This window comes from Butyrivibrio sp. ob235, from assembly GCF_900109475.1.
In the GTDB taxonomy this organism is placed as follows: domain Bacteria; phylum Bacillota; class Clostridia; order Lachnospirales; family Lachnospiraceae; genus Butyrivibrio.
Window position 1 is genome coordinate 1 of record NZ_FOBE01000019.1, and the last position, 22,298, is coordinate 22,298.

The 22,298-nt window shown below is 45.2% G+C and carries 16 protein-coding genes and 1 pseudogene; 2 read left to right on the top strand and 15 right to left on the bottom strand.

Translation table 11 applies throughout. The features are described from left to right. Positions 1-179, top strand: a pseudogene (locus tag BMW61_RS23065) (transposase); the annotation flags it as partial. 441 nt (positions 180-620) lie between these two features. Here the strand turns inward: BMW61_RS23065 and flgM are convergent. The 10 genes from flgM to BMW61_RS13160 all read right to left on the bottom strand — a co-directional run bounded on the left by flgM (position 621) and on the right by BMW61_RS13160 (position 12,582). Further along, positions 621-902 carry a flagellar biosynthesis anti-sigma factor FlgM gene (gene flgM / locus BMW61_RS13115; RefSeq protein ID WP_022763283.1) on the bottom strand — a complete coding sequence of 94 codons (282 nt, stop codon included), beginning with the start codon at positions 900-902 and terminating at the stop codon, positions 621-623. A gap of 276 nt (positions 903-1,178) precedes the next feature. Next, complete coding sequence (locus tag BMW61_RS13120) at positions 1,179-3,458, bottom strand: YfhO family protein (RefSeq protein WP_175475201.1); 2,280 nt, start codon at positions 3,456-3,458, stop codon at positions 1,179-1,181. Positions 3,459-3,596: 138 nt separating this feature from the next. Continuing rightward, positions 3,597-5,798, bottom strand: coding sequence for a transglutaminase TgpA family protein (locus BMW61_RS13125; RefSeq protein ID WP_091822708.1), 2,202 nt, complete (start codon positions 5,796-5,798; stop codon positions 3,597-3,599). After that, positions 5,795-6,961, bottom strand: a complete 1,167-nt coding sequence (locus tag BMW61_RS13130; RefSeq protein WP_022763280.1) for a DUF58 domain-containing protein — start codon at positions 6,959-6,961, stop codon at positions 5,795-5,797. The genes BMW61_RS13125 and BMW61_RS13130 overlap by 4 nt, the downstream gene beginning before the upstream one ends. Next, on the bottom strand, positions 6,951-7,904 hold the full coding sequence (locus tag BMW61_RS13135; protein WP_091822711.1) for an AAA family ATPase: 954 nt from the start codon (positions 7,902-7,904) through the stop codon (positions 6,951-6,953). Before BMW61_RS13135 ends, BMW61_RS13130 begins: the two co-directional genes overlap by 11 nt. 373 nt (positions 7,905-8,277) lie before the next feature. Then, entirely contained in the window at positions 8,278-9,030 is a 753-nt protein-coding gene (locus BMW61_RS13140; protein ID WP_091822714.1) for a LytR/AlgR family response regulator transcription factor, read from the bottom strand. 57 nt (positions 9,031-9,087) lie between these two features. Further along, positions 9,088-9,297: a hypothetical protein gene (locus BMW61_RS13145; protein ID WP_022763277.1), complete on the bottom strand. Its 210-nt coding sequence runs from the start codon at positions 9,295-9,297 to the stop codon at positions 9,088-9,090. A gap of 90 nt (positions 9,298-9,387) precedes the next feature. Beyond that, positions 9,388-11,541 carry a DEAD/DEAH box helicase gene (locus BMW61_RS13150; protein WP_091822716.1) on the bottom strand — a complete coding sequence of 718 codons (2,154 nt, stop codon included), beginning with the start codon at positions 11,539-11,541 and terminating at the stop codon, positions 9,388-9,390. Continuing rightward, on the bottom strand, positions 11,542-11,697 hold the full coding sequence (locus BMW61_RS13155) for an SHOCT domain-containing protein (protein WP_081667878.1): 156 nt from the start codon (positions 11,695-11,697) through the stop codon (positions 11,542-11,544). A gap of 111 nt (positions 11,698-11,808) precedes the next feature. Next, entirely contained in the window at positions 11,809-12,582 is a 774-nt protein-coding gene (locus BMW61_RS13160; protein WP_091822720.1) for an HD domain-containing protein, read from the bottom strand. Between the two features lie 259 nt (positions 12,583-12,841). On the opposite strand from BMW61_RS13160, the gene BMW61_RS13165 reads away from it, so the two are divergent. Further along, on the top strand, positions 12,842-13,063 hold the full coding sequence (locus BMW61_RS13165) for a hypothetical protein (protein ID WP_022763274.1): 222 nt from the start codon (positions 12,842-12,844) through the stop codon (positions 13,061-13,063). 75 nt (positions 13,064-13,138) lie between these two features. Here the strand turns inward: BMW61_RS13165 and BMW61_RS13170 are convergent, their stop codons facing one another. The 5 genes from BMW61_RS13170 to BMW61_RS13190 are packed head-to-tail and all read right to left on the bottom strand — an operon-like array spanning position 13,139 to position 22,287. Further along, a complete protein-coding gene (locus BMW61_RS13170; RefSeq protein WP_022763273.1) occupies positions 13,139-14,005 on the bottom strand; it encodes a helix-turn-helix domain-containing protein in 867 nt (288 codons plus the stop codon). Between the two features lie 50 nt (positions 14,006-14,055). Then, on the bottom strand, positions 14,056-14,928 hold the full coding sequence (locus BMW61_RS13175) for a cation diffusion facilitator family transporter (protein ID WP_091822723.1): 873 nt from the start codon (positions 14,926-14,928) through the stop codon (positions 14,056-14,058). A 26-nt stretch (positions 14,929-14,954) separates the two neighbouring features. After that, on the bottom strand, positions 14,955-17,084 hold the full coding sequence (locus tag BMW61_RS13180; RefSeq protein WP_091822726.1) for a sensor domain-containing diguanylate cyclase: 2,130 nt from the start codon (positions 17,082-17,084) through the stop codon (positions 14,955-14,957). Next, positions 17,084-20,233 (bottom strand): DegV family protein, encoded by a 3,150-nt coding sequence (locus BMW61_RS13185; RefSeq protein ID WP_091822729.1) that lies wholly within the window; start codon positions 20,231-20,233, stop codon positions 17,084-17,086. The genes BMW61_RS13180 and BMW61_RS13185 overlap by 1 nt, the downstream gene beginning before the upstream one ends. Further along, on the bottom strand, positions 20,230-22,287 hold the full coding sequence (locus BMW61_RS13190) for a response regulator (RefSeq protein WP_175475202.1): 2,058 nt from the start codon (positions 22,285-22,287) through the stop codon (positions 20,230-20,232). Before BMW61_RS13190 ends, BMW61_RS13185 begins: the two co-directional genes overlap by 4 nt. Positions 22,288-22,298: the final 11 nt, after the last annotated feature.

Below are 22,298 nucleotides of genomic sequence, written 5' to 3' on the forward strand. Positions count from 1 at the left end.
ATCTGACTCTCTGGGTTGCCTACTACAACTTCCTGAGGCCTCACAAGCACAATGGATATAAACCTCCAGTTGTAGACGAGATACTGTCAAATGCCGAAAATATGCCAGCACGATGGCAAACGATGATCTACTTCGGACAGAAGAAAATCCTGGAACTTCAGTCAGCTGATTGCTCTTAGATTCTGAGCCTGAGGTAATAACCCAGCCACCGCGTTAGCGGCATTGCCCTTGAGGGCACAATAAATAACTGCTAAACTGCTGAAATCGACGGAGAAAACCTGATTGCTCTTGAGTTCTTCGCCGTCGGTGATTAACCGTCAGCAGTTATTTATTGTGCTGTCAAGGGTGGCGTCCGGTTACCTCAATGTAAATATCTGCGATTTTCAAGGTTCATCTGAGCCTATTTTTTTGACTCAGTTTTTTCATAGATCATTTGACACTATCTGAAGTTCCGCTCTCGCTTCGCTCGCCGGAACTAGGAAACTCACCAGACTCGAAAGAACCTCGCCAGGTGATTTTCTTAAAAAAGGGCAAAGTTATAGAGCCTGCCTAATAGCCATCGGAGCTTTAACCGTTTGATTAAGCCGGCTCTAATAGTTTCTATATGTATTTGGTTAGGATTAACCTAATGATTCACTAAGTTTAGCGAGGAGCTTGTCTGCAAAATCCTCTCCGCTAACGTCATATGTGCCGTCCTTGATTGCACTCTTTAAGCGTGCCGTAACGTCCTCCCTGACATCCGGAGCCTCTTTCACAGCCTGCTTAGCAACCTGAATATCCTTTCCGATTGAAGAAATCTTCAGAGAATCAGAAATATTATTAGTCTTCTGAGTCTTAGCGGTCTTATTCACTTTGCTGGTGCCATAAACTTGTTGAATCTGGCTGTAAGCTTCTATACGCATATCGTTTCCTCCTTCCTTGGAGAATTTCTTTAGTTCTACTACATTTATCGGCGTATTCTGCAATTACTTTAGAGTTTTTTGAAAATATTTTCAAATATATTTTCCGGCCTCTCACCGATGTCATCCTGATCAATCTATCTAGTGGACATCGGATTTCGGATACCCGATATTGTGGTGTCGCTACTGAAAACCCAAGGTATTGTGCTTTATCATCCCCACCAATAATAATATCGGCGAGGCCAATACAAAACTTAACCCCTATTTAGGAAAAAAATTTTATTTTTTTTTTAGAATTTCCAAATCTTCTGTCACCACCACCGGCTCATCCGGAAGGTAACCCAGATTGTCGTTATCAACAATCACCAGATGAAGCTTCTCACCCGCCTTATGATAGCCAAGATCCACCACCTTCTGACAGGACGCATTACCATAGCCGCAGAGGCTCTCGCCCTCAAGCCTGATCTCAAGCGAGCGCTCATTCGTCCCCTCGCGATTCATATAGAAGTAAAGCTCACCATCGAGGTTCGGTGTAATCAGAAACTCAAACTTACCATCCGCCGGCTCACATGTTGCCTTTATAAAAACTTCATCCTCCGCATCTGTGAAATGATTCCACAAAAGCTCTTGCGCTTCAAACGGATTTGCCGCCGGCTCGATAATCTCCATTAGTCCCGGAATCGTCTTATCCGTAATGAGATCCGCCGACAGCGCATACTCATTCGTAATCACGTTGTGCGTCGAACTGTCATTTATATGATACTTTATCCCCAGAATCGCATCAGCGCAGCTTGTATTCCAGTTGTCATACATCGTATAAAGGCCGTTATCATTGAAACCCAGCCTGTACATGAAAAGTCTGTTCTCAACCTTCAGAAGGCTGTTGTAAGTCGTAGTTCCTCTGTACCCAAAATGAAGACTTTCATTCGGTGTCCTGGGACTAAGAGCCTCAATTCTGTAATTGCCGTTATCTGCCTCAGCATTACTGCTGCCAGTCTTCTCGCTGTCAGTCAGCACATCTCCGGTCTCCGCCTCTCGGTCTCTGATAATTCTAAGCGCTGCCTCCGTCTGGATGCACTTCATCCTGTTTCGTGACGCAGTCTCGCCGTTCATCGAGGAATTCCTGTACACGCATATAAAGTTAAGGGAGAGATCAGCCGCCAAAACGAGCCCCATAACCAGTAAAGCAGCGAGTCCAGCCTTCTGTACCGGCTCATTTTCCCTATAAAAACAGCCCCATATAACCACTGCCGCCCCGCCTGCAAGAATAAGCAATAAATTCAGGAAAAGAACTTTCCCTCCAAGAAATCTCACATGCGATAACGAAGCTACTCCATACAAGGCAAGCGTAATCACCCCGGCTATCGCAATCTTTCCCGGATGAATCTTCCCCTGATGATTTTTACGCTGACACATAGCAAGATAAGCCATGGTTAGACACACGAATGAAAAGACAAATGAATACCTGTAGAGATATCCATAGGCCTCGGTTCCGCCGTGAGCCAGCGTATTAAGCGGTTTTATGCAGAAAAATGCAAGCACAATTACAAGGTATGAACCAAAGAGAGCTCTTACCTTAACACTTATTTTCGAAGTCAGGAAAAACAGAACGCATGGCATTATCAAAACCGCGCCAAAATAGATATTGGGCATGCCATCCATAATCTCCATCGTGTCATAGCTCATCGTGAAGAGCTTAGGAAGCACATCCAGGGGTGACAAATATCTCCCCACCGCTTCGGAAGACGGAAGATATTTCTGAAAAGCTTCCATCATCGGACCGGAATGATCCTTATTACTTCCCATAAGAGACATGACTGTGGGCACCAGAAACCAGACATCCAGAGCAATCGCAATCGCAGAGCCAATTAAAAACCTCCCAAAGCCCTTCAGGGTATCAGCCTTACCAAACAGCACCCACAATACCGCGAACACTCCAAGGAAAATCAGCACCATCGCCGCGATATAATAATTCACAAAAATCATCACCATTACAGAGAGCACATACAAAAGCATTCCCCGCTTCTCATGGTGAATCAGTTTATCGAAACCCATTGCCACAATAGGAAGCATGATCACAGCATCAAGCCACATGATATTTGTCATGTTGGCGACAGTCCAACCACAAAACGCAAAGGCAACCGAGATTTGCAGATTGAGCAGAACCAAGCCAAAACCACAACGCTCATCAGCTCTCCTCCCCACATGCGACAAAAACAGCGACATGCAAAAAGCTATCGATGCCATTTTCAGCATGATAAGAAATGTCACCGCGGTGGCATAGTACTGCTCGGGAATAAAGATGAACATCAAAAGAAACGGGCTCGTAAGATAGTAGGCCCAGATACCGAACATTTCCGCGCCTAGCCCGCAGTTTTCAGAGTACAGAAAACCGTCCTTCCCATGCCACACATTGTGATAGTAGGAAAAGAAATCCACGTACTGCTGCTTCATGTCCTCGTATAAAAATGTGCGATCTCCAAACGGAGTTATATGAAGCACAAGGCACAGCGCCAAGAATAAAACAAGTGAAAAGCAGAAGGCATAGAGGGCTGTCAAGAAAGCCCCTCCGGTCCCGCCACTCCTATTTACATCACTCCCAAAAGTCTCGGACCTTTCATTACTTCCAAAAGTCCCAGACCTTTCATTACTTCCAAAAATCCCCAACTTAATCCTAAGTTTCCCCCTGTCAAAACATCAGCTCTCGCTTGCCCTCAGCGCTCTGCGCTGTGTGAAGCAGAATTTCTTCAACCGGGAAAACCTCTCCTCCATTTCAATTCTCTCAGGCTCTGTGATCTCCCTGTCGGAGTACAAAATCTCCTCATAGGTCCCAAGGAAGGAAAGCAGCTCAGCGCTGAATTTCCCGCTAAGTCTCTCCTCATACTCGCTCAAGGTCTCATCCTGTCTTCGTCCAAGATGCCGCCTCCTTAGAAGTTCCAAACTGTTTTTGCAAAGAGTTGTGGCCTTTCCGCGCTCGCTCATTCTCAAATAGCGCCTTCTCTTTAGAAGCCTGTCCAGCGCAAACATCAAAAGTGTAAGCGACACTCCTGCAAAGACCGGAATCAGAATCTTGTACCAGTCTATCTTTATAGAGGGCTTCTCCTCCACCGGCTCCTCGTAAGTCTCTTCCTCTTCTTCGGAATAAGCATGCGCCGCCAGGTAGGCCTCGCGCTCCTTCTCAAGCAGAAGCTCCCTCTCGGACTGAACCGCCCAAGCGACATCACTTCGCATCCCTGGCGTGGGTTCAAAACCGATCCACCCCAGGCCTTCAATATACGCCTCCGGCCAGGCATGCGCAAGCACCGAACTCACTTCCACCATACTGTGCCTTCCCATCGGCACATTGAAGCCCTGCACATATCTCGCCGGAATCCCATAGGCCCTGGCAAGCAGCACGAACGCCGTCGCATAGTAGCTGCAGTACCCTTCCTTCTTATTCAAAATAAAATAATCAAGAAAATCGGCTTCGCTTTTAATTTCATCCGGAATTTCACCGGGGCTTTCCGTATATTTAAACTCAGCAAACATCCCCTCGAGGCGCTTTAGCTTCTCATAATCAGAGTCCGCACCCTCCAGAATTCCGTCGACATACTCCCTCATCTTATCAGACAACACTGTCTTTGGAAGATAATTGGCATAAACCGCTTCGCGATATTCCAGAAAATCCTCATAAGAAAAATCGCTGTCTATACCGCACTCCGCCTTCGCCGCTTCAAAGCTCTCCTTACTTACCTCATGGGAATCCCTCGCAATCGTATCAAAGAGCTCCGAATCCTTATTAAGGCGATAGAACACCACATCGTAGGGCTTTCTTGCAGCCCTCTTATTGGGAAATTCGATGTCTCCACCCTCATTCTGCCGCTTTTGCCACTTATCTCCAAGAGGCAGATATTTACCCGGTGTGAAAAGACATTTCGTATGCATATCCTTGTACTCAATCGTTAATGTAACCCTTTTCAGGACATCGGTAACCGGATCTTCGCCCATCTCATCCAGCGCGAAGCTCACGGTCTCAATAGTATCCGCAAGGCGCTCATCCATCTCGGAGGTATCCTTCTTATCCCAGCTGTGACCGTCGAAGGTATCAAAAGTCTTCCCCGAAAGATAGAGCCTTGGATCATTCTCATTTCCCGACTTCAGTCTCATGACGATTCTCTTATTCGCCGAGAGGTCCCCCGCAAACTCGCCGCGATTTGAAAAGCCGATCACCGCAGAGCCTGTATCCCAGCCGTTTTCACCAAACACGCTCTCACTCAGCATGACATATTCACTTACAACAAAACCTGAAATCCTCTTTACAATCCCCCAGTCGTAGGGCTTATCCGAAACTCCAAGCGCCGATATCAGCGCAAATACCACGATTAAAAAAGGTGAAACCGCAACCAGATGCTTCCTCGGTTCGGTATCTCCTTCCTTTACGGAGAATCTCTGAATCTCATCAACTGCCACAAGCAGCGTATATACCAGAATTACGCAGACGCTGATCTTCTTCACCGGCATCCCGGTAAAGAGCGACGATGCAAGGTATATGCATCCCCCCGCTGCGATGAGAATTCGCAGGTTCCGATATTTTCCCGAGAAAAATCCCACCACAAAAACTGCTGCCGCAACAGCCATCTCCCGGAAAATCCACGAGTATTCCCGCAGCACTTCTATCCTGTCCTCAGAGGGCACAATAAGCCAGAAGGCGAGCACCGCAGCAAGCAAAATCCCCGCAAGCACAGCTCTGCCCCGGAGCTTTAAATGCTTCATCAAAAGCAGATAAAGCGTCGTACCTACCGCAATCACTATCCACGCCTTCTTCACCTCTTCGGGCTCGAAGTACCCGTGAGTAAAGGATGACACCGCTACAGACAGCGGCATTATGAATAACAGATCATAAAGAATCTCAACTATCATGCCTTCGCCTCCGCCGGTGTATCAACTCCAATCCTTACGATGTCAAATCTGCCGCTTACAGTATCTGCCACATCTCCGAGGCTCTCATCCTGCGCAAGATATACCCTTATCGGTGACAGATCCGCATTTATTCTGTCCGCCCCCTCAATCTCCTCGTGAGTCCAGCTCTGCGCCACAAAGATGATCATCCGATAGCCCGCAAGTCCGCCGTCTATGTACAGCTCCTCCAGAAGCTTATCCATATCGTTGTCCTCGCGGAATGAAAATCTGCTCATCTCCGAGTAGAGCGTATCGAAATCGCCCGCATCCCTTACATGGAGCTTTTGCACTTCCCCGGCCTTATAAATAATCTCCGTGGGAATGTTGTTCTCCATATAATAAAAAGAAAGTGCGAGTACCCACTCGATCACCTTATTTTCAGGGGGCAGATACTCCTCCATCCTCTTCTGATATCTTCCGGGATCCATTACTATTGCGATTCCGCTCTTTTCCTCGCCGCGGCGCTCCCTCACCATGAGTTTTTGTGAGATCGCGCTGGCTTTCCAGTTTACAAAGCGAAGGTCGTCGCCGTCTGCATATTCGCGCACGGGAATATCGGGCTCGGTTTTCCTCTGATAATTGTCGCGGTCGGAATCCGACAGAAGTTCACTCCCCTTAAGCTCTGATAAATGCACCATCGCAGGCACCACGATCACGCTGAGGGGCTCCTTTATAGTATAGGTAAACGAGAATATTCCGAAAAAATCTCCCACCACAATTTTCTTAATTCCAACATAATACTCACCCCTGTAACGGCAGAGGAGCTTGGTCTTTTTCTGAATGGATGAATGCGGCGGAAGCTCATATACAGCGCCGTCGTCGATATCCGAGATCCCTGAAAAAGATGAATAGAAAATTATTCTAAGAGATGAAAATGAAAACCAGCCTTCGTTTTGCAAAGTAATATAAAAATCCGAGGGCGCTTTGCAAACCATGTCGCGCCCCTCGGTCTTCTGATAGATTTTAAGTGAAATTATAACGCACAGAATATACAGATAAGAAATCACGGGAATGAGCAGCACTGTCCAGAAAAAGACATAGGTAACAGCCCCTCCGAACATCGAGATACCGACGAGCGAAAGAGCAAAAAGTGCAGCTAAAATCAACATCCCCTTATTTTTCATAATCCGCCTCCATGGGGATGTTCACCTTCAAAACAAGAGACTCCAAAACATCTTTACTTGTCTTCTTCTGAAGTCTCATCTGAGTAGAAAGAATGAGTCTGTGTGAAAGAACCGGCACCGCCATCTTCTTTACATCATCGGGTTTAACGAAGCTTCGTCCCTCAAGGAAGGCCTTCGCCCTCGATGCCTGTAAGAGATGCAGAAGAGCTCTGGGACTTGCTCCGAGCGAGAATCCGCTGTCCGTTCTTGTGGCGGCAACTATCTGCTGTACATATCCGAGTACGCCATCGCTAACGTGGATCTTTGATACCTCTTCCCTAAAACCGGTCACATCCTCCGCATTAAGAACCGCCTTCACGTCCTCGATTTTTCTTCCGCTCATGTTATCCCTGGCAAGCCTCAGTTCCTCCTCGGCAGAGGGATAGCCCACTGACAGCCTCATCATGAAGCGGTCGAGCTGCGCCTCCGGCAGCGGATATGTTCCTGAAAAATTGATAGGATTTTGTGTGGCGATAACCATGAAAGGCTGTGGAAGCTGATAAGCCTGACCGTCAACAGTGACCTGCGATTCCGCCATCGCCTCAAGAAGCGCCGACTGTGTCTTAGGTGATGTTCGGTTAAGCTCGTCCGCAAGAACAATATTTTTCATCACGCCGCCGGGACGATAATTGAATTCGCCTTTTTTCATATCATAGACAGACATACCGGTAACATCTCCCGGCATCGTGTCCGGCGTGAACTGAATTCGTCCGAAAGATAGTCCGAGAGAACCCGCAAAGGTCCTGGCCAGCGTGGTCTTACCTACTCCCGGAACATCCTCCAAAAGAACATGCCCTCCCGCAAGAAAGCAGCAGAGCACGTTATCAACTGTGTCACCCTTCCCAACAAAGTAATCATTCATCTGCTCCCGAAAAGCATAGAGAGCCCCCGTTTTTGTCCCCATTAACTCCTCCGTCATGTAATAAAATTTAAGCCTAAAACCTCGAAATTGTGATTATATTTTAACTCAATATTGGGAGATTATCCATTATTTTCAGACAGTGAAATTTAATACATATTTATCTTCTCCACCTTCGGACTATTCCTGAACGGTCTTGAGAAATTTGATAAGGCCTACGCTGCCGGAGAATTTACCAGAATTTTCACAACTAATCTGATCTATCAGAAGCCTGAGCTTCTTGAAAAAGCATATTATTACAGCGTGAATATGGGCAGATACATCGCCGCCATCATAGACACGCTGAATAAGGGGAATTCTCTTACCGGCATTTCAAAACCGGCATTAAAGATAAAAAGCACTATTGAAAAGTATAATTCTAGAACCTGAAGTCCATATATCTGTCCATAACCTCGGCATATCTGCTCTTTGCGACCGGGATCATCTCTCCGCCACGAAGAGTGATATCCGTTTTTGTGAGCTTATCGATTGCCGCAACGCTTACAGCCAGCGATTCGTGACATCTTACGAAATCACTTCCGGAATGATTTTCCTCCATATACTCCGCAAATCCGATTCTGAGCGTCGGAGTCGAAACCACATCCCCCGTACTCATATGATACGAAACCACATGGTTTCGATACTCGATATAGAGAATCTCATCCATTCTTAGAGTCTGAAGTCCGCCCTTAACCTTAATGGTTATGCACTTTTCTCCCGCTAAATCCACACGCGATATTGCAAGATCAAGCGTTGAAAAAAGCTTCTCCTTTTCAATGGGTTTCAAAATATAGTTGATCGGATTTACATCGAAAGATTCGAGCGCAAAGGAGCTCTCGGACGTCGCAAATATTATCTGCGCCTCAGGCTGATTCCAGCGAAGTTCTCTCGCCGCCTGAATTCCCGTGACCATCGGCATTACAATGTCCAGAATATAAATATGAGGCCTGAACTGCTCGCACTCCTCTATAAGCGCATCGGGATGATCAAACACTTTGACATCCGCGCTCTGATTCTTTTTCTGTAGATATTCCTTCACCAGTCCATGGACTCTCTCGCGATCTGCCTTATCATCATCGCAAATAGCAATCCTTAGTGACTTTCCTTCCTTTAATATCTCCGTGTTTCCCATAGCTTCTAACTCCCGATATAATTTGAGTAATATTCCAAATCAACTGATCATCAGGTTTTAATCAATTACCTTCTTTGGCCAGTTGCAAATGCCAACCTCCAGGGCCCGCTCTTCCTTTAGATGAAAATCCGCATATTTACAGTACCAACACCCCTTTATGCTGGGTATAGCATCTTCTCTGGGGGTATAAGCCGGGCACATATCCTCCGGCCACACACTTCCTTCTCTCTTTGGTACATCATAAACATTAGACTTTTCATCCTTCATATATATTCACCTGCCTCAAAAACAAAATCGTTAATAAACTTCTAAGGCTAATCTATCATAAATAATTCCATTCATTATTCTTACACCGATTTAGTTCTGATTTACACGGATTGTTTCTTTTTCGATTATTTTTTCAATCCATTCCTTATCGATGATATTGTCATAAGCGCCCGCCACAGCAGACTCGTTGGCGAAGTTGTCGAACTCGGTCTGTTTTTGCTGCAAAATAACCATCATATCCTCATCGATGGTATCGGGACAAAGCAGCCGGTAAACCAGTACATTCCTGACCTGCCCCATTCGATAAACTCTCGACAGCGCCTGACTTTCAAGGGATGGCTTGATCTGTGGCTCGCAGAAAATTACGATGCTGGCAGCCTGGATATTCAGTCCGACACCTCCTGCAATTATCTGACATACAAGAACGCTTCCTCCGGGCGCCTGAGTGAACTCATCTATTATCTGCTGCCTCCTCTCAATCCCGGTATCGCCGCTTATTACGCCCACGCATTTACTTCCCATGAGCGCACTCACTTTTGCTATGGTCTCTCTGAAAAATGAATAGATTACAACTTTTCGTCCTTCATCGCAGGCTTCTTCCATAAGTTCCAGAAGTCTTCCGCATTTTGCAGACTTAGTCATATCCTCCTGAAGAAACGAAACTCTTCTCATATCAGAAAAGCTGCCGCTGATTACCGCACCGGCATAGGCTGCGCGGTCCTCCGGAGTAGGAACGCACCACTCCTCTTCCTCGTCGATAGGAGGGAGCTCTTTTAACACCTGATCCCTGGTTCTTCTGATATAAGCCGGCGCAAGGCTCTCCCTGAATTCCGGCAGATGCGTAATATGCGCAAGCGATCGTACTTCCTGTGTCATGTCCGGACGAACGAAATCTATCAGATTGCACATCTCCTCAACCCTGTTTTCAAGCGGCGTTCCCGTCATGAGAAGGATTCGCTCCGACTCATTATCAAGTCTTCTAATATACATCGTCCTCTTGGCGTCAGGATTTTTCATGTAGTGCGCTTCATCAATGACCAGCATGGAAAGCCCCATGTGGTTATCGATTTTGTCCACGATTTTTCCCATGGTCTCATAGTTGGTGATCGCCGCGCCGCCCTTTTCCTGCCACATGGAAAAGGCATCGTCAGCCATCTGGCCATGGATCACATAGGTACTGAGACTGCTGAATTTCTTAATCTCCCTCGCCCAGTTGATAAGAACACTCGCAGGGCAGACTATGAGAAAATAGCAGGTCTTCTGCTCTGTCTGCTGTATATGTGACATTGCCGCAATTGCCTGAATAGTCTTTCCAAGTCCCATCTCATCACCAAGAAGCACCTTCTTTTGATGAATAATGTATTTCACGCCAAACACTTGATAAGGCCTGAGCGTCCCCCAAAAGCCGCTAAGATCAAGAACCGTACTGTCTATCTCCTCCGCGAGCTGCGCAGGAATACTGTCGTAGATGAAAGGTTTGTTGCCTGAAATGTTCCCGAGATTTTCAAGAACAGCATAGAAATCCGCACTGTTTCCGCGGAAGGCTTCGGTCGCCTCATAAGCTGAAGTATTCAATGCTCTCTGATAATCATCGATCACCGAAAGCATGCGCCTAAAGAAATCACTGTCACAAAACTCGTAGATATTATCCGCCATATCAGCAGTATTTTGTTTTGAAGCTTTTGATGAAAAAAACCAGCGAACGCCGTTTCTAATAATGCCGCTGTTTTCAATCCTCTGTGCATAAGCATTCAGATTTTCCGCAGCCGGCCTGTTATCTCTTCTTATCTTTTCGCACTTAATATATCCCGAAAGCGCCGTGATAAGTTCAAAATTGTACCCACCCTCAGCAGGATTTCCATCTGCTTCTAATCTGATGGAAACCCTTGAAGAGAGATTATTTGCAGCCTCAGTTATTATGTTCCTGATGGCTTCTATCTGTTTTTCTCCGATACCGTCAATCGCAGCAAGCTCATAATCCGTAGCATCCGCGATCTTACCAAAACTGGTAAAACCCGCATCCGCCAGCGGCTGAACACGAATCCCGGCCTTAGCATTTTTTAACTCCTCCGCAGAGATGTCATAGAGCGACTTCCTGGCAGAGTCCGCCGCAATCTTATTGCACAGATACCGAATGTTGTCTTCCTGCGCAGCTTTGTCATTATAGATACGCATGAAAACAGCATTTGTATCATGTATGGCCTTTATAAGATTATTTAAATCCTTGAAATTGGGTTTATTCATTTACTCTCCCAATATCTTTTTCTTCTGGGCCTCAAACTCCTCGGCAGTGATGACTCCGGATTCCATGAGTCCCTTGAGTTTCATGAGTTCATCCGCTACTACCGACAGCATCACTGCGCACAGTAGAACCAGCACCAAGTTTCCAATTTTCCTCATGACTTTACCCTCTCTGACTTTTTTTCATAAAAACTATTTTTATTTTATCATAAACAAAGAAAACATCGCACAGCCAATTGACCGTGCGATGCCTATTTTCAACTCATATTCTCATTCTTCGCTGCTAAAGAATTCATCGACCTCCCGCCTTGTTTCGGCGAGAGCCTTCTTCATACTTTCCGTCTCAGTTGGAAAATCGAACATCTGATAAAGGTACCCCTGCTCTTTCGCAAGCTCCCTGCTCTTTGGATAAACAAGCTCAAAGACCAGCGCTATGTGTCCAATCTGGTGCTCCGCATAGGTGTGGGTTATGGCTCTGCTTACCGCTATTTTTTCACGTACCTGCTCCATAACCTCCTCTGAGACCTCTGACTCCATAAGCTTCTCTGTAGTAGCGCTGTAGAGATCCTCCAGAGGCGTCTCGACATTCACCCTCAGGATATCGATCTTGTCCGCATCTCTTAAGATATTGCAGAAGGTCAGTGTTTTTCCGGTTACAGACTCATCAATCCTGTACTTGTTGTGCTGTCTGATCACGACATCCATCATATCGTAGAGAGAACTGTCCTCAAGATATCCTCTGATGAGTCCCTCCTCTCCAAAGAGAAGATCCGCTCCAAGCTCGGCGTGATCCACCGATCTGGCGTCATTAAAAGTATTGTACCTTCTGACCTGTTCAAACCTTCCGACATCATGAATCATACCTGAAAGCCACGCAAATTCCACATCGTCTTCTGAAAGCCCCAGGGATTTTGCTATCTTTTCACAGTTATCTGCAACCCGGTAGGTGTGCGCAATCTTCAGCGCTATCTTCACATCCTCCGGATCGTAATTTCTTGTATAGGAAGCGAACTGCTCCCTTACCTTTTTTCTATCTAAAACCATTTATGAGATCCGTCTCCTTCGTCTTAATCATTTTTCCAAGTACCTATTATAACAAGAAAAACCGATATGTCATCCGATTGTATAAAACCCGAGATTAAATTTGTAATGTGTTTTTCATGTTTTCCTCCAAAAACCGCACCACTTAATGGATTAAAAAATTCCAAGTTCGATTAATTTTCATCAATTACAATCAGCACTTCTTATGCTATGATGTTTGCAAAGTTACAGCAACCCTCACAAGCAATAAAGGAGTCATCGGATGCCAGATTTAGCAACGTTTCCATCCAGAATTACTATTGACGGATTTGTTTATGACAAGCAGGGGTACAACGATATTGGCGGTGTTTTCTACAATTCCAAGGACAACCCATCCGATATCACAAGTAAGTTCATCAGCTTATATCCTGATGGCAAGCTCACCTACCTGTTCGACGGACTTGAGCTTATCTGGAACAAGGATTATCAGGTTATCGCACAATAAAAAACATCAAAAAATATACCGGTCATCTTCGCGCTGAAGATAGCCGGTATTTTTCTGCTTTTCATTAATATAGTACTACTCAGACCTTCTAACAAACAGGGCTCTGTAATCCCTGGGTGTCATCCCCTTCTCCTCGCGGAACACCCTATTGAAACTGGGAATACTCTGGAATCCCGAGAGCATCGCTATCTCCGTCAGAGTTCTGCCCTCCTCCGTAAGGAGCTCCGATGCCTTCTCAAGCCTTATCATATTAAGCCACTTACTGTAATTCATCCCCGTAGCATTTTTGAATATCCTTGAAAAATAATCCTTACTGATGCCCGCCATCTCAGCCATACTTCCCTGGGACAAATCATCTGCGGTCAGATTATTCCTGATGTAATCGGTCACCATCATCATTCGCTGCATAACATCATCAGCATAACCATAGGGCTCCTCGGAAAGCTCCGGCGCAAGCTCGTTTCTGTGCTCGAGAAGAGTCAGCATGAACTCCATGAGCAGCATGCAGCACCTGATCTCCTTCTCCTGATTATCCGAAAAAAAGATGTCCTTCATCTTCTCCGTAATAGCCTTCAGTTTTGCCGCAAGCTCAGGATGCGCTTCCACGCAGATAATATGGAGATTGCGATACATATGCATAATTCTCTGAAGATCGAAGAGCGAATTCATAAAGGAATTTGAAAACTGTATAACCAGCGCCTTCTCCCTGTCGGCATCGACGATAGCATGCATCTCCATCGGCCATACCAGCACAATGTCGTCCGGGACAAGCTCATAAGTACTCTTACCCACCTTATAAATATTCGTCTTCCCGGGACCTACTAGAAGAATCTCTCCGTACGAATGCCAGTGCATCTTGTAGCTTCTCTCCTTGAATCCCGTAGACATATTGAACGCACTCACATGATCAAAATCATAGGTTTCGTATTGGCTGTAGTCCATTTCTTTGATGCCTTTCCTTCCGGTTATATGTAAAATCCGGACTGAAGATATTACGTATCAGTGTCCGGATTAACATGTATCATAATATGTTTAACATTGGTGAATTCCTGCTCCACACTGTTGTGGACCTTCTCGGCGATCTCGTGCGCCTCCACCAGAGGGATCTCTCCCTTAACTGCAATTTCCAGATCAATATAGATTCTGTTTCCAAACTGTCTCGTCTGAAGCAAATCCACATGCTCCACTCCAGGCTGCTGCTCTATGAAAAATCTTAGTTTCTGCTCCATCTCTTTTCCGCAGGAGGTATCCAGCATCTTATCAAGAGCATCCTTTGAAATATCATAAGCGACCTTCAGGATAAACAGACAGATAATCAGACTCGCAATAGGGTCCATGATCGGGAATCCCAGCTTTGCAAGACCGATACCTATGAAGGAACCGATGGACGAAAGCGCATCCGAGCGGTGATGCCATGCATCCGCCTTGAAGGCATCCGAGTTCATCTTCTTCGCATAGTACATAGTATACCAGAACATCGCCTCCTTAACGACAATAGAAACTACCGCCGCGATAAGTGGCAAAAAAGTGGGAACCTCAAGTTCCTGCCTTAAAATAATTTTCTGAAGACCTGTGTATCCTATTCCCAGACCCGTTCCGGCAAGAATAACTCCAAGAATCATCGCAGCAACGCACTCCAGCCTCTCATGGCCGTAGGGATGCTCATCATCCTCCGGCTGCTTGGCCAGGAGTACTCCGATATATGCGACAATAGTAGCGAAAACATCTGACAGTGAATGTACCGCATCCGAAACCATCGCTCCGGAGTTACCCAGAATTCCGGCGACCAGTTTAAACCCGGCAAGCACTACATTACCTAAAATCCCAACTCGGGACAATTTTTTTATAATACTGGCTTCTTCCATGACACGCTTCTCCCCTCAGCTAGTCCTCATACCAGATTACCATTATTGTTCTCCTGTAACAACTCATCTACACGATTAAATATTATTTCCATATCCGTTGTACCGTTAACACAGTACGCAGAACCCATGGTTATCTTTATATCCTTCTTCTCAATCATGCGTCTTGCACATTCAACATCATTTTCAAAATAGGACTCCTCTGTCTCAAAACCGAAGCAGACAAAAACATTGCCGTTAAGTCTGTAGACATTTGCTTCTCCGAAGATTTCCATAAGAGTTTTGGCAACGTCTATAACCATTCTGTCGCCGGCATCGTACCCCTTTTCTCTGTTTATATCTTCAAGTCCAAGAATTTCAGCACGCATATAACCAAAGGCCGCCGACATATCCAGTCCGCTCTCCATGAACTTTCTGTACGCCATATGGTTTCTCGCACCCGACAGAGCATCATTATAATTATAATAGAACAGTCTCTTCTGCTCTTCTCTCTGCAGAATCAGCTGCGCAAGGAAATAGGATATGAGATTGATAATCTCGGCGATATCCACAAGCTTTTCTCTGGGCGCTCCGCTCACTCCGCAAAGTCCCGTGAGTTTACCGTTTATCTGCAGCGCACCTATAACCAGATTTTCAACCTTATAGTTTTTCAGGAGATCGTAAAAGTACGGATCAGACGCTTTTACCTGCTGTATATCACTTACAATGAGCCTTCGCCCGCTCTCCACATAGGTGTCATAGAATTTATCCAGAAATCCGTCATAAGGCAAATAGATAAGCTCTATTGATTCAGGCTTAAGTCCCTCTCTGCACCATTCATAGCTGCCGCGGAATTTTCCGGTCTTCTGATCTTCAAAAATGAAAATTCTGTTTGCTTCAAGCTCTTTTCCCATGAAATCGAGCATTGCCTTTATGTTATTCTCGGGAGAATCCGAAGACAGAGCGTACTGAAGAGCATGGTTAATGAAGCGCTCCCTCTGAATCTGTGCATGATCCTTCGTCCACCATTTGAGGAACCTGAACATCATATAGGCGATCAGAATGACCATTCCTGCCCTGGTATAAAGCCCCTGCACATCCGTCTGAATCTGAGCGGTATAATCTCTTACAAGATCCACAAGACCGCAGACAAGCAGCAGAATAAGCACAAAATATATATCCCTGATTTTGACGACAATTCCTTTAATTCTGCAATAATTCGCATTATCAATGGCTATGATAACCATGATTCCCATTATCAGAATAAAGTATGGAATCAGGAAAAGTGAAAAAGAATAGGCCATATCCAGATTAAAAAGATACCTGGCACTTATAATACTCAGCTCAAATACCATTGAAAGCCAGAAGCTTAGATGATGATAAATCGAACTCTGTTTTACCGTGGTTGAATTAAAGAAAGTAACCAGGGGATACCCCACCCAAAAAGGCAGTGTCTTACTCATATCGCGCCACGCATAAATCGACCCCGTCAGAAGCTGCATGATATTCGTATCGATGAAAAGCCAGGTTCCCGCTATAAGCGAAGTCGTTCCAAGAGCAAGTATGTTGAAGGGCAGTGTGCTCTTATCAATGACCGAAAAGTACACTAGTATCTGTATCAATCCGAACAGGATCATAAGTACACACAAAAGGCATGGCACCAGCATACGATGAAACATCAGGCGCATATAATCCGACGGCGGACATATGTATACATTCATAATTCTGCCGGTCTTTTGTCCTTCGTAGCAGCAGGAACTCGCAATCTTTATGGTTTTCCTCACGTTCAGCGAACCCAGTCCCACTTCATGAAAAACAATACCGGTACTTGTACCTGTCAGGTTGGAAGTACTGGTGAATTTATATATCTCCACGTTATCCAGGAAAACCGACAGATTGGTATTCTGGGATTCAAAGCAAAGAGAATCCTTCTCGGTAAGCCTTGTAGGAAGCCCTTTTTCAAGAATTACTTGCCCGCCGTGCTCACCTGCCATAACCGACTGAATGTGAGAAATCTTTTGTCCACCCATTCTCCAGTCTTTAGAAAAATTAACCGGATGCTCCGTATAGCCCGAAGTAAAAATATCGGACCTTATGGGTACCATAACAAAGATCAGCATCATTATGAAACCGAATAGGAGCCAATATACACTTTTTATGATATCTTTATCCTTTTTCATCAAATATCCTTCATTTCATCGATGCTCTTAAGTAACTTAATATAATCTCTGTAATCCGCAAGAAGCCTTCCGTTATTCTGTTTTATAAAATCAGCATCTCCCGCTTTCGCAGCATTTTCTAGCTCAAGTGCAAGCTCTCCAAGCTTCTTAGCGCCTACGGTTCTGGCAGAATTTTTCAGGTTATTGACGTTAATAATATAATTGTCATAATCCTTAGCCAGATAGCATTTCTCAAGCTCAGAGGCTTTCTTGTCGATCCCTTCATAGAACATCTTAAGCACTGCAAGGAAGGTTGCCTTGGACCCGGCAGCTTCCAGCGCCTTCTCATATTCCAGTCCGGGTACATGCTCATACCACCTGTCGTCAACACTTTTTTCTTTTTCATCACCGATTGATTCATCATTCACATACGAAACTTCACTGTCATCGACAACATCCCCCGAGAGCATCATGCTAAGATCATAAGGCGCCTCACCTCTTTCAAGGTAAGACAAACCGATTGCTCCCATACCACAGTTCAGTGTCATAACTGAGCATACCTTCTGGAAGATGATATGCTCAAAATGAAATCTCTTATGGATTCTCTGCCTTATTAACTCCTTCTCATCTTCCGTGAGATTTATATACTCTACAAAAATCAGATCGGTATCAGGATTCTCAAATCTGTTCAGAACATGGTCTATGTATTTGATATAACAGCTCTCTTTTTCGCCCATAAAAAGGCGCCAAATGGTTACCCTGTTATCCCTGATGCGGATTACGGGCTTCAAATTGAACGTGCTCATGACACCGTAAAGATTTCTGCCGATTATGCCTCTCTTCATCATGAATCCGGCATCTGTGGTAATAAAGGTACAACTGATGTTATCCCTTGTTTTTTTTAGTTCCTCCAGGATTTTATCGGTTGGCCTTCCCTGCATAGCTCTTCTCTGAGCCAGAAGCACCAGCAATCCGAGAGCACAGGAGTTATTTCCGGAGTTAAAAATGATAACATTTTCATACGCTCTTGCCGCAGTTTTGGCATTTCTGTATTCATCACTAAAGCCCGGAGCAAGCGTCAGGTATATGATCTGATGCGCTTTTTTCATAACGCGTCCGAAGAAGCTCTCAAATTCCTCCACCGACGGCGGCGAAGAGTTGAATTCCACATCCTCCTGCATATAGTGAACAAGATCGTCGGTACTTGCTTCTACCCGGTCACGGTAACTCTTTCCGTCCGCAATAATAGAGAACGGAATTATATCCAGATTCTTTTCATTTATAAACTTCGCCGGAAGGTCGCACATAGAGCTTGTGCAAATTGCAACCGGCAGTTTTTTACTATAACCGCTTGCGGTATTCATCCGTGCTCCGGTACTGCTGCTGCCCTCGGTTCTGTTTATCTTAATCTCGGGAAGATGCCTAAGGAGCATATCCTCAAGCTGCTGTCCGGTCACCGGTTTTACCAGATAATCATCGAAACCGCTTCGATCATACAGTTCTCTGTTCTCACTGTCCGCATTTGCCGTAAGAACAATAACAGGAACGTTGCGATTCAGTCCACTATCCTGATTTCTTATAAGCTGGAGACATTCAATACCGTCCATCTCAGGCATCAGATGATCCATGAGTATCAGATCATACTTGTAATTCAGAGTCATTGACAGAGCTTCCTGTCCGCTTATTGCAGTATGTATAGTGATCTGCGTATCGGTAAGAAGCTTCTTTTCCACCTCCAGGTTCATCTCATTGTCATCAACAATAAGGATTGCCGCTTCGGATGCTGTAAAGTCGGGAACATATTTCTCTGCCTTCTGCCTGTTCACAAACTTCACGATATTTATATCGCCGATGGCATCTTTTCTTGCCACCTGCTGCCACAGAGCAACCATGAAAGTCGACCCTTGCGTATAGACGCTGTTGACGGTTATCCTACCGCCCATCAACTCTACCAGCTGCTTAACGATTGAAAGGCCAAGTCCGGTACCCTCTATCTTGCTGTTTTTCTCCTCATCAATTCTGTGGAAGGCATCAAAAAGATAGGGTATTTCATCCTGCTTAATACCCATTCCGGTATCAGTCACAGAGAACACAAGAAGTATCTGGTTATCCCTTACTTCCTCCTTCTCCACCGTAAGTGTCACGGATCCCTGCTTTGTATATTTAACTGCATTGTTCAGGATATTTATGAGTATCTGTTTGATACGCATCTCATCGCCGAAGTATTCCGCAGGAATCGAAGGATCAACCTGGACCTTGAGTTCAAGCCCCTTTTCCTCCGCACGCATCCATATCATTCCCACGATTTCCGACAGCATCGTTTCCATACTGTAGTTGACGGGAACTATGTCCATCTTTCCGGCTTCTATCTTTGAAAAATCCAGAATATCATTCACAAGAGCCAGCAGCATTCTGCCCGCCCCCTGGATATTCTCGGCATCCTTTATTATCTCGGAGGAAGCATCCTCCTGACGAAGGATTATCTCGTTAAGACCAAGGATTGAGTTGATGGGTGTTCTGATCTCATGACTCATGCTTGAGAAAAAGCGGTTCTGCGCGCGGTTTAATTCCTCAACCTTCTTGGTCTCATCACGCGCCTTATTGTTTTCCTCCATAAGAAGCCATTCTTCGAACCACACCATGGCACAGCAGATAAGCCCCACCAATATCAGCGATATCAGAGAATCAATGTAAAACATACGCTCATTATGTTTGCCGACAAGTTCAGGGCGAAAATATCCGTTCAGGTAGAAAAGACAGGTCTCAATAGTCAAAATTGCGACCATCAGCGGCCTCCATTTTCCGCTGATTACAAGACCGGTGTACAGGTAAGCAAAGACTATCCACTGCACGCCGCCTCCCGTAACTCCGCCTCCAAAGAAAAACAGGATAGGAAGGAGTATCAGAACAAGTCCCACGACAATAATTCTTGTTGCTGTTTTTATCTTTTTCAGTTTTACTGACGAAAATGTGATGACAGGAATCAATACCGCTACTATGGCTACGGTAATAGTCTCAATAATATTCTCATTAAAAACTATATCCCCTATAAGTCCCAGGATAATGAAGAACTCCGTAACAATGGTAAGGAGCACAAAAACCCTCTCTCTGAAGCCGAGCTCAGGGCTCTTTAAAAGACGTATCAATCGGTTAAGGAAGCGTAATCTCATCTTGCACCTCCTTTACCCTGAAGAGTCCCGCTTTTCAAAAGGTTGTTCATAACACGCTCAAACGTATTAAGATTTATCGGTTTGCTTATGAAGCCGTCAAAGCCTTCCTGCAGGAACATCTCTCTCGCACCACTGATAGCGTTTGCCGTAAGCGCGATAACACATACATTCTTGCCATTTTGTACAGCAATCCTTCTAAGCTGCTTCATCGCTTCGATTCCATCCATCTCAGGCATCATGTGATCCATGAATATGATGTCATAGAAAGACTGCGAATACATGGTAAGAGCTTCTGCTCCGCTGTGCGCAACTTCAATATCAAGCTTGTATTCCTTGAAAAGTCCGCTGGCAACAACCAGGTTCATAGGTTCGTCATCAACTATAAGCGCGCGAAGCCCGTCAAGCTTAGGTCTTCCCTCTTCAGGAAGAAGCTTGGAAGAATAGGCCTCCCCGTTTAGTACACGAAGCATCTGATATCCGCTGGCGGGTTTTTCTGCCCAGATTATCTCACTGTCATCAGGGCGCTCAAAATCGTAGCGTTTTGAAACCGCAACAGTGATGTTTTCATGCGCAATTTTCTCAAAGTATTCAGGATCAAGGACATATTCCTCATACCCTATGAAAACATGAGTGATTTTTCCTTTGTCGATGAGTTTCTTTGCTTCGGCGAGGTTCGGAACCGCATAAAGATTAAGCCGCAGACCCGTGGCAAAATTGGTTCCGAGCGACTTGTAGAACTCATTGACAGCCTGATATTTATATTTATTGGGAATCAGATAGAAAACAATATTGATAAATCTCTTATCCGCAACACTCATGCAGGGCGAAGGATCGAGGACCTCCTGCGCTATACTGACACGCACCGTGGTTCCCTTTTTCCTCTGACTTTCAATGGTGACGAACCCCTTCATAAGGCGCATAAAACCAAACACTATGGAAAGCCCCAGTCCAATACCGCCAACTTTCCTGTTGCGGCTCTGGTTCACCTGATAGCGGCCTCTGGTTATCCTCTCAATATCCTTCTCATCCATGCCTATGCCGGTGTCGGATACTTCGATTATGAGATTAACTCCGTATTCTTTTTTTATTCCTGTGATTTTGAGATATACTCCGCCCGCAGCCGTGAACTTAAAGGCATTATCAAGAAGATGATCGATTATTTTTCGAATTTTTACAGAATCGCCCCGAAGGAGCGTTGGCATATTGGGATCAAGATCAATAATAAATTCGATATTATCGTTCTTTGCAAGAATATTATAATTGGCAACTATATCATTCAAGAGAGACGCCAGGGCATACCTGTCCTCTTCGAGCCTGGAATCCCCTCTTTGTATCTCACTGTAATCCTGGATGTCCTCGATCTGCAGCGAAAGGCGCACACCTGCATCCCTGATGATAAGGACATCTTCACTCCTTTTGTTTTTCAGCATCAGACTTGTTATACCGTTTATAACATTTACAGGGGTTCTCAGTTCGTGTGATATGTTTACAAGGAAATCCTCGAGGCCTATACTCTCGGTCTCATCATTGTTGTTCTTACGAATAAGCTCATCCTCAACAAAGCGCTCATACTTAAGGATAGCTCTTAGAGCTCTGTAACAGCATACCTCTAACAGCGACTGGAGAAGGATTTTGTGAAATTCGAGAGAACTGAACGCAGCGGCTCCGGAGGCCACTGTCCATATTATCTGCATGAAAATGATAGCAAAGAACTCAACCAGTAAGAAAACCAGGTATTCTTCACGCTTTAACAAAGTCGCTGTAATCATCACCAGTACCGAGAAGGCAATCACATCATAGAGGCTGCTCCTGTGCGCGCCATGATAAAAAATCACCAGCATGCAATATATCAGGAAAATATTTTCCCGAATCCTGGGCTCCAAATGGCTTCTGACATGTATGGCCCAGCAGGCAATAATCCCGACAATAATAAGGGGTGGCATCCAAAACTCCCATCCCTGCAGAATGCTCTCCATTAGTGCACCGATACTTACGACGGTGATAATGATGATCACGACATTATGCTTTTTTGAAACCCGCTCATTATCTCCCACTCTGCTATCTC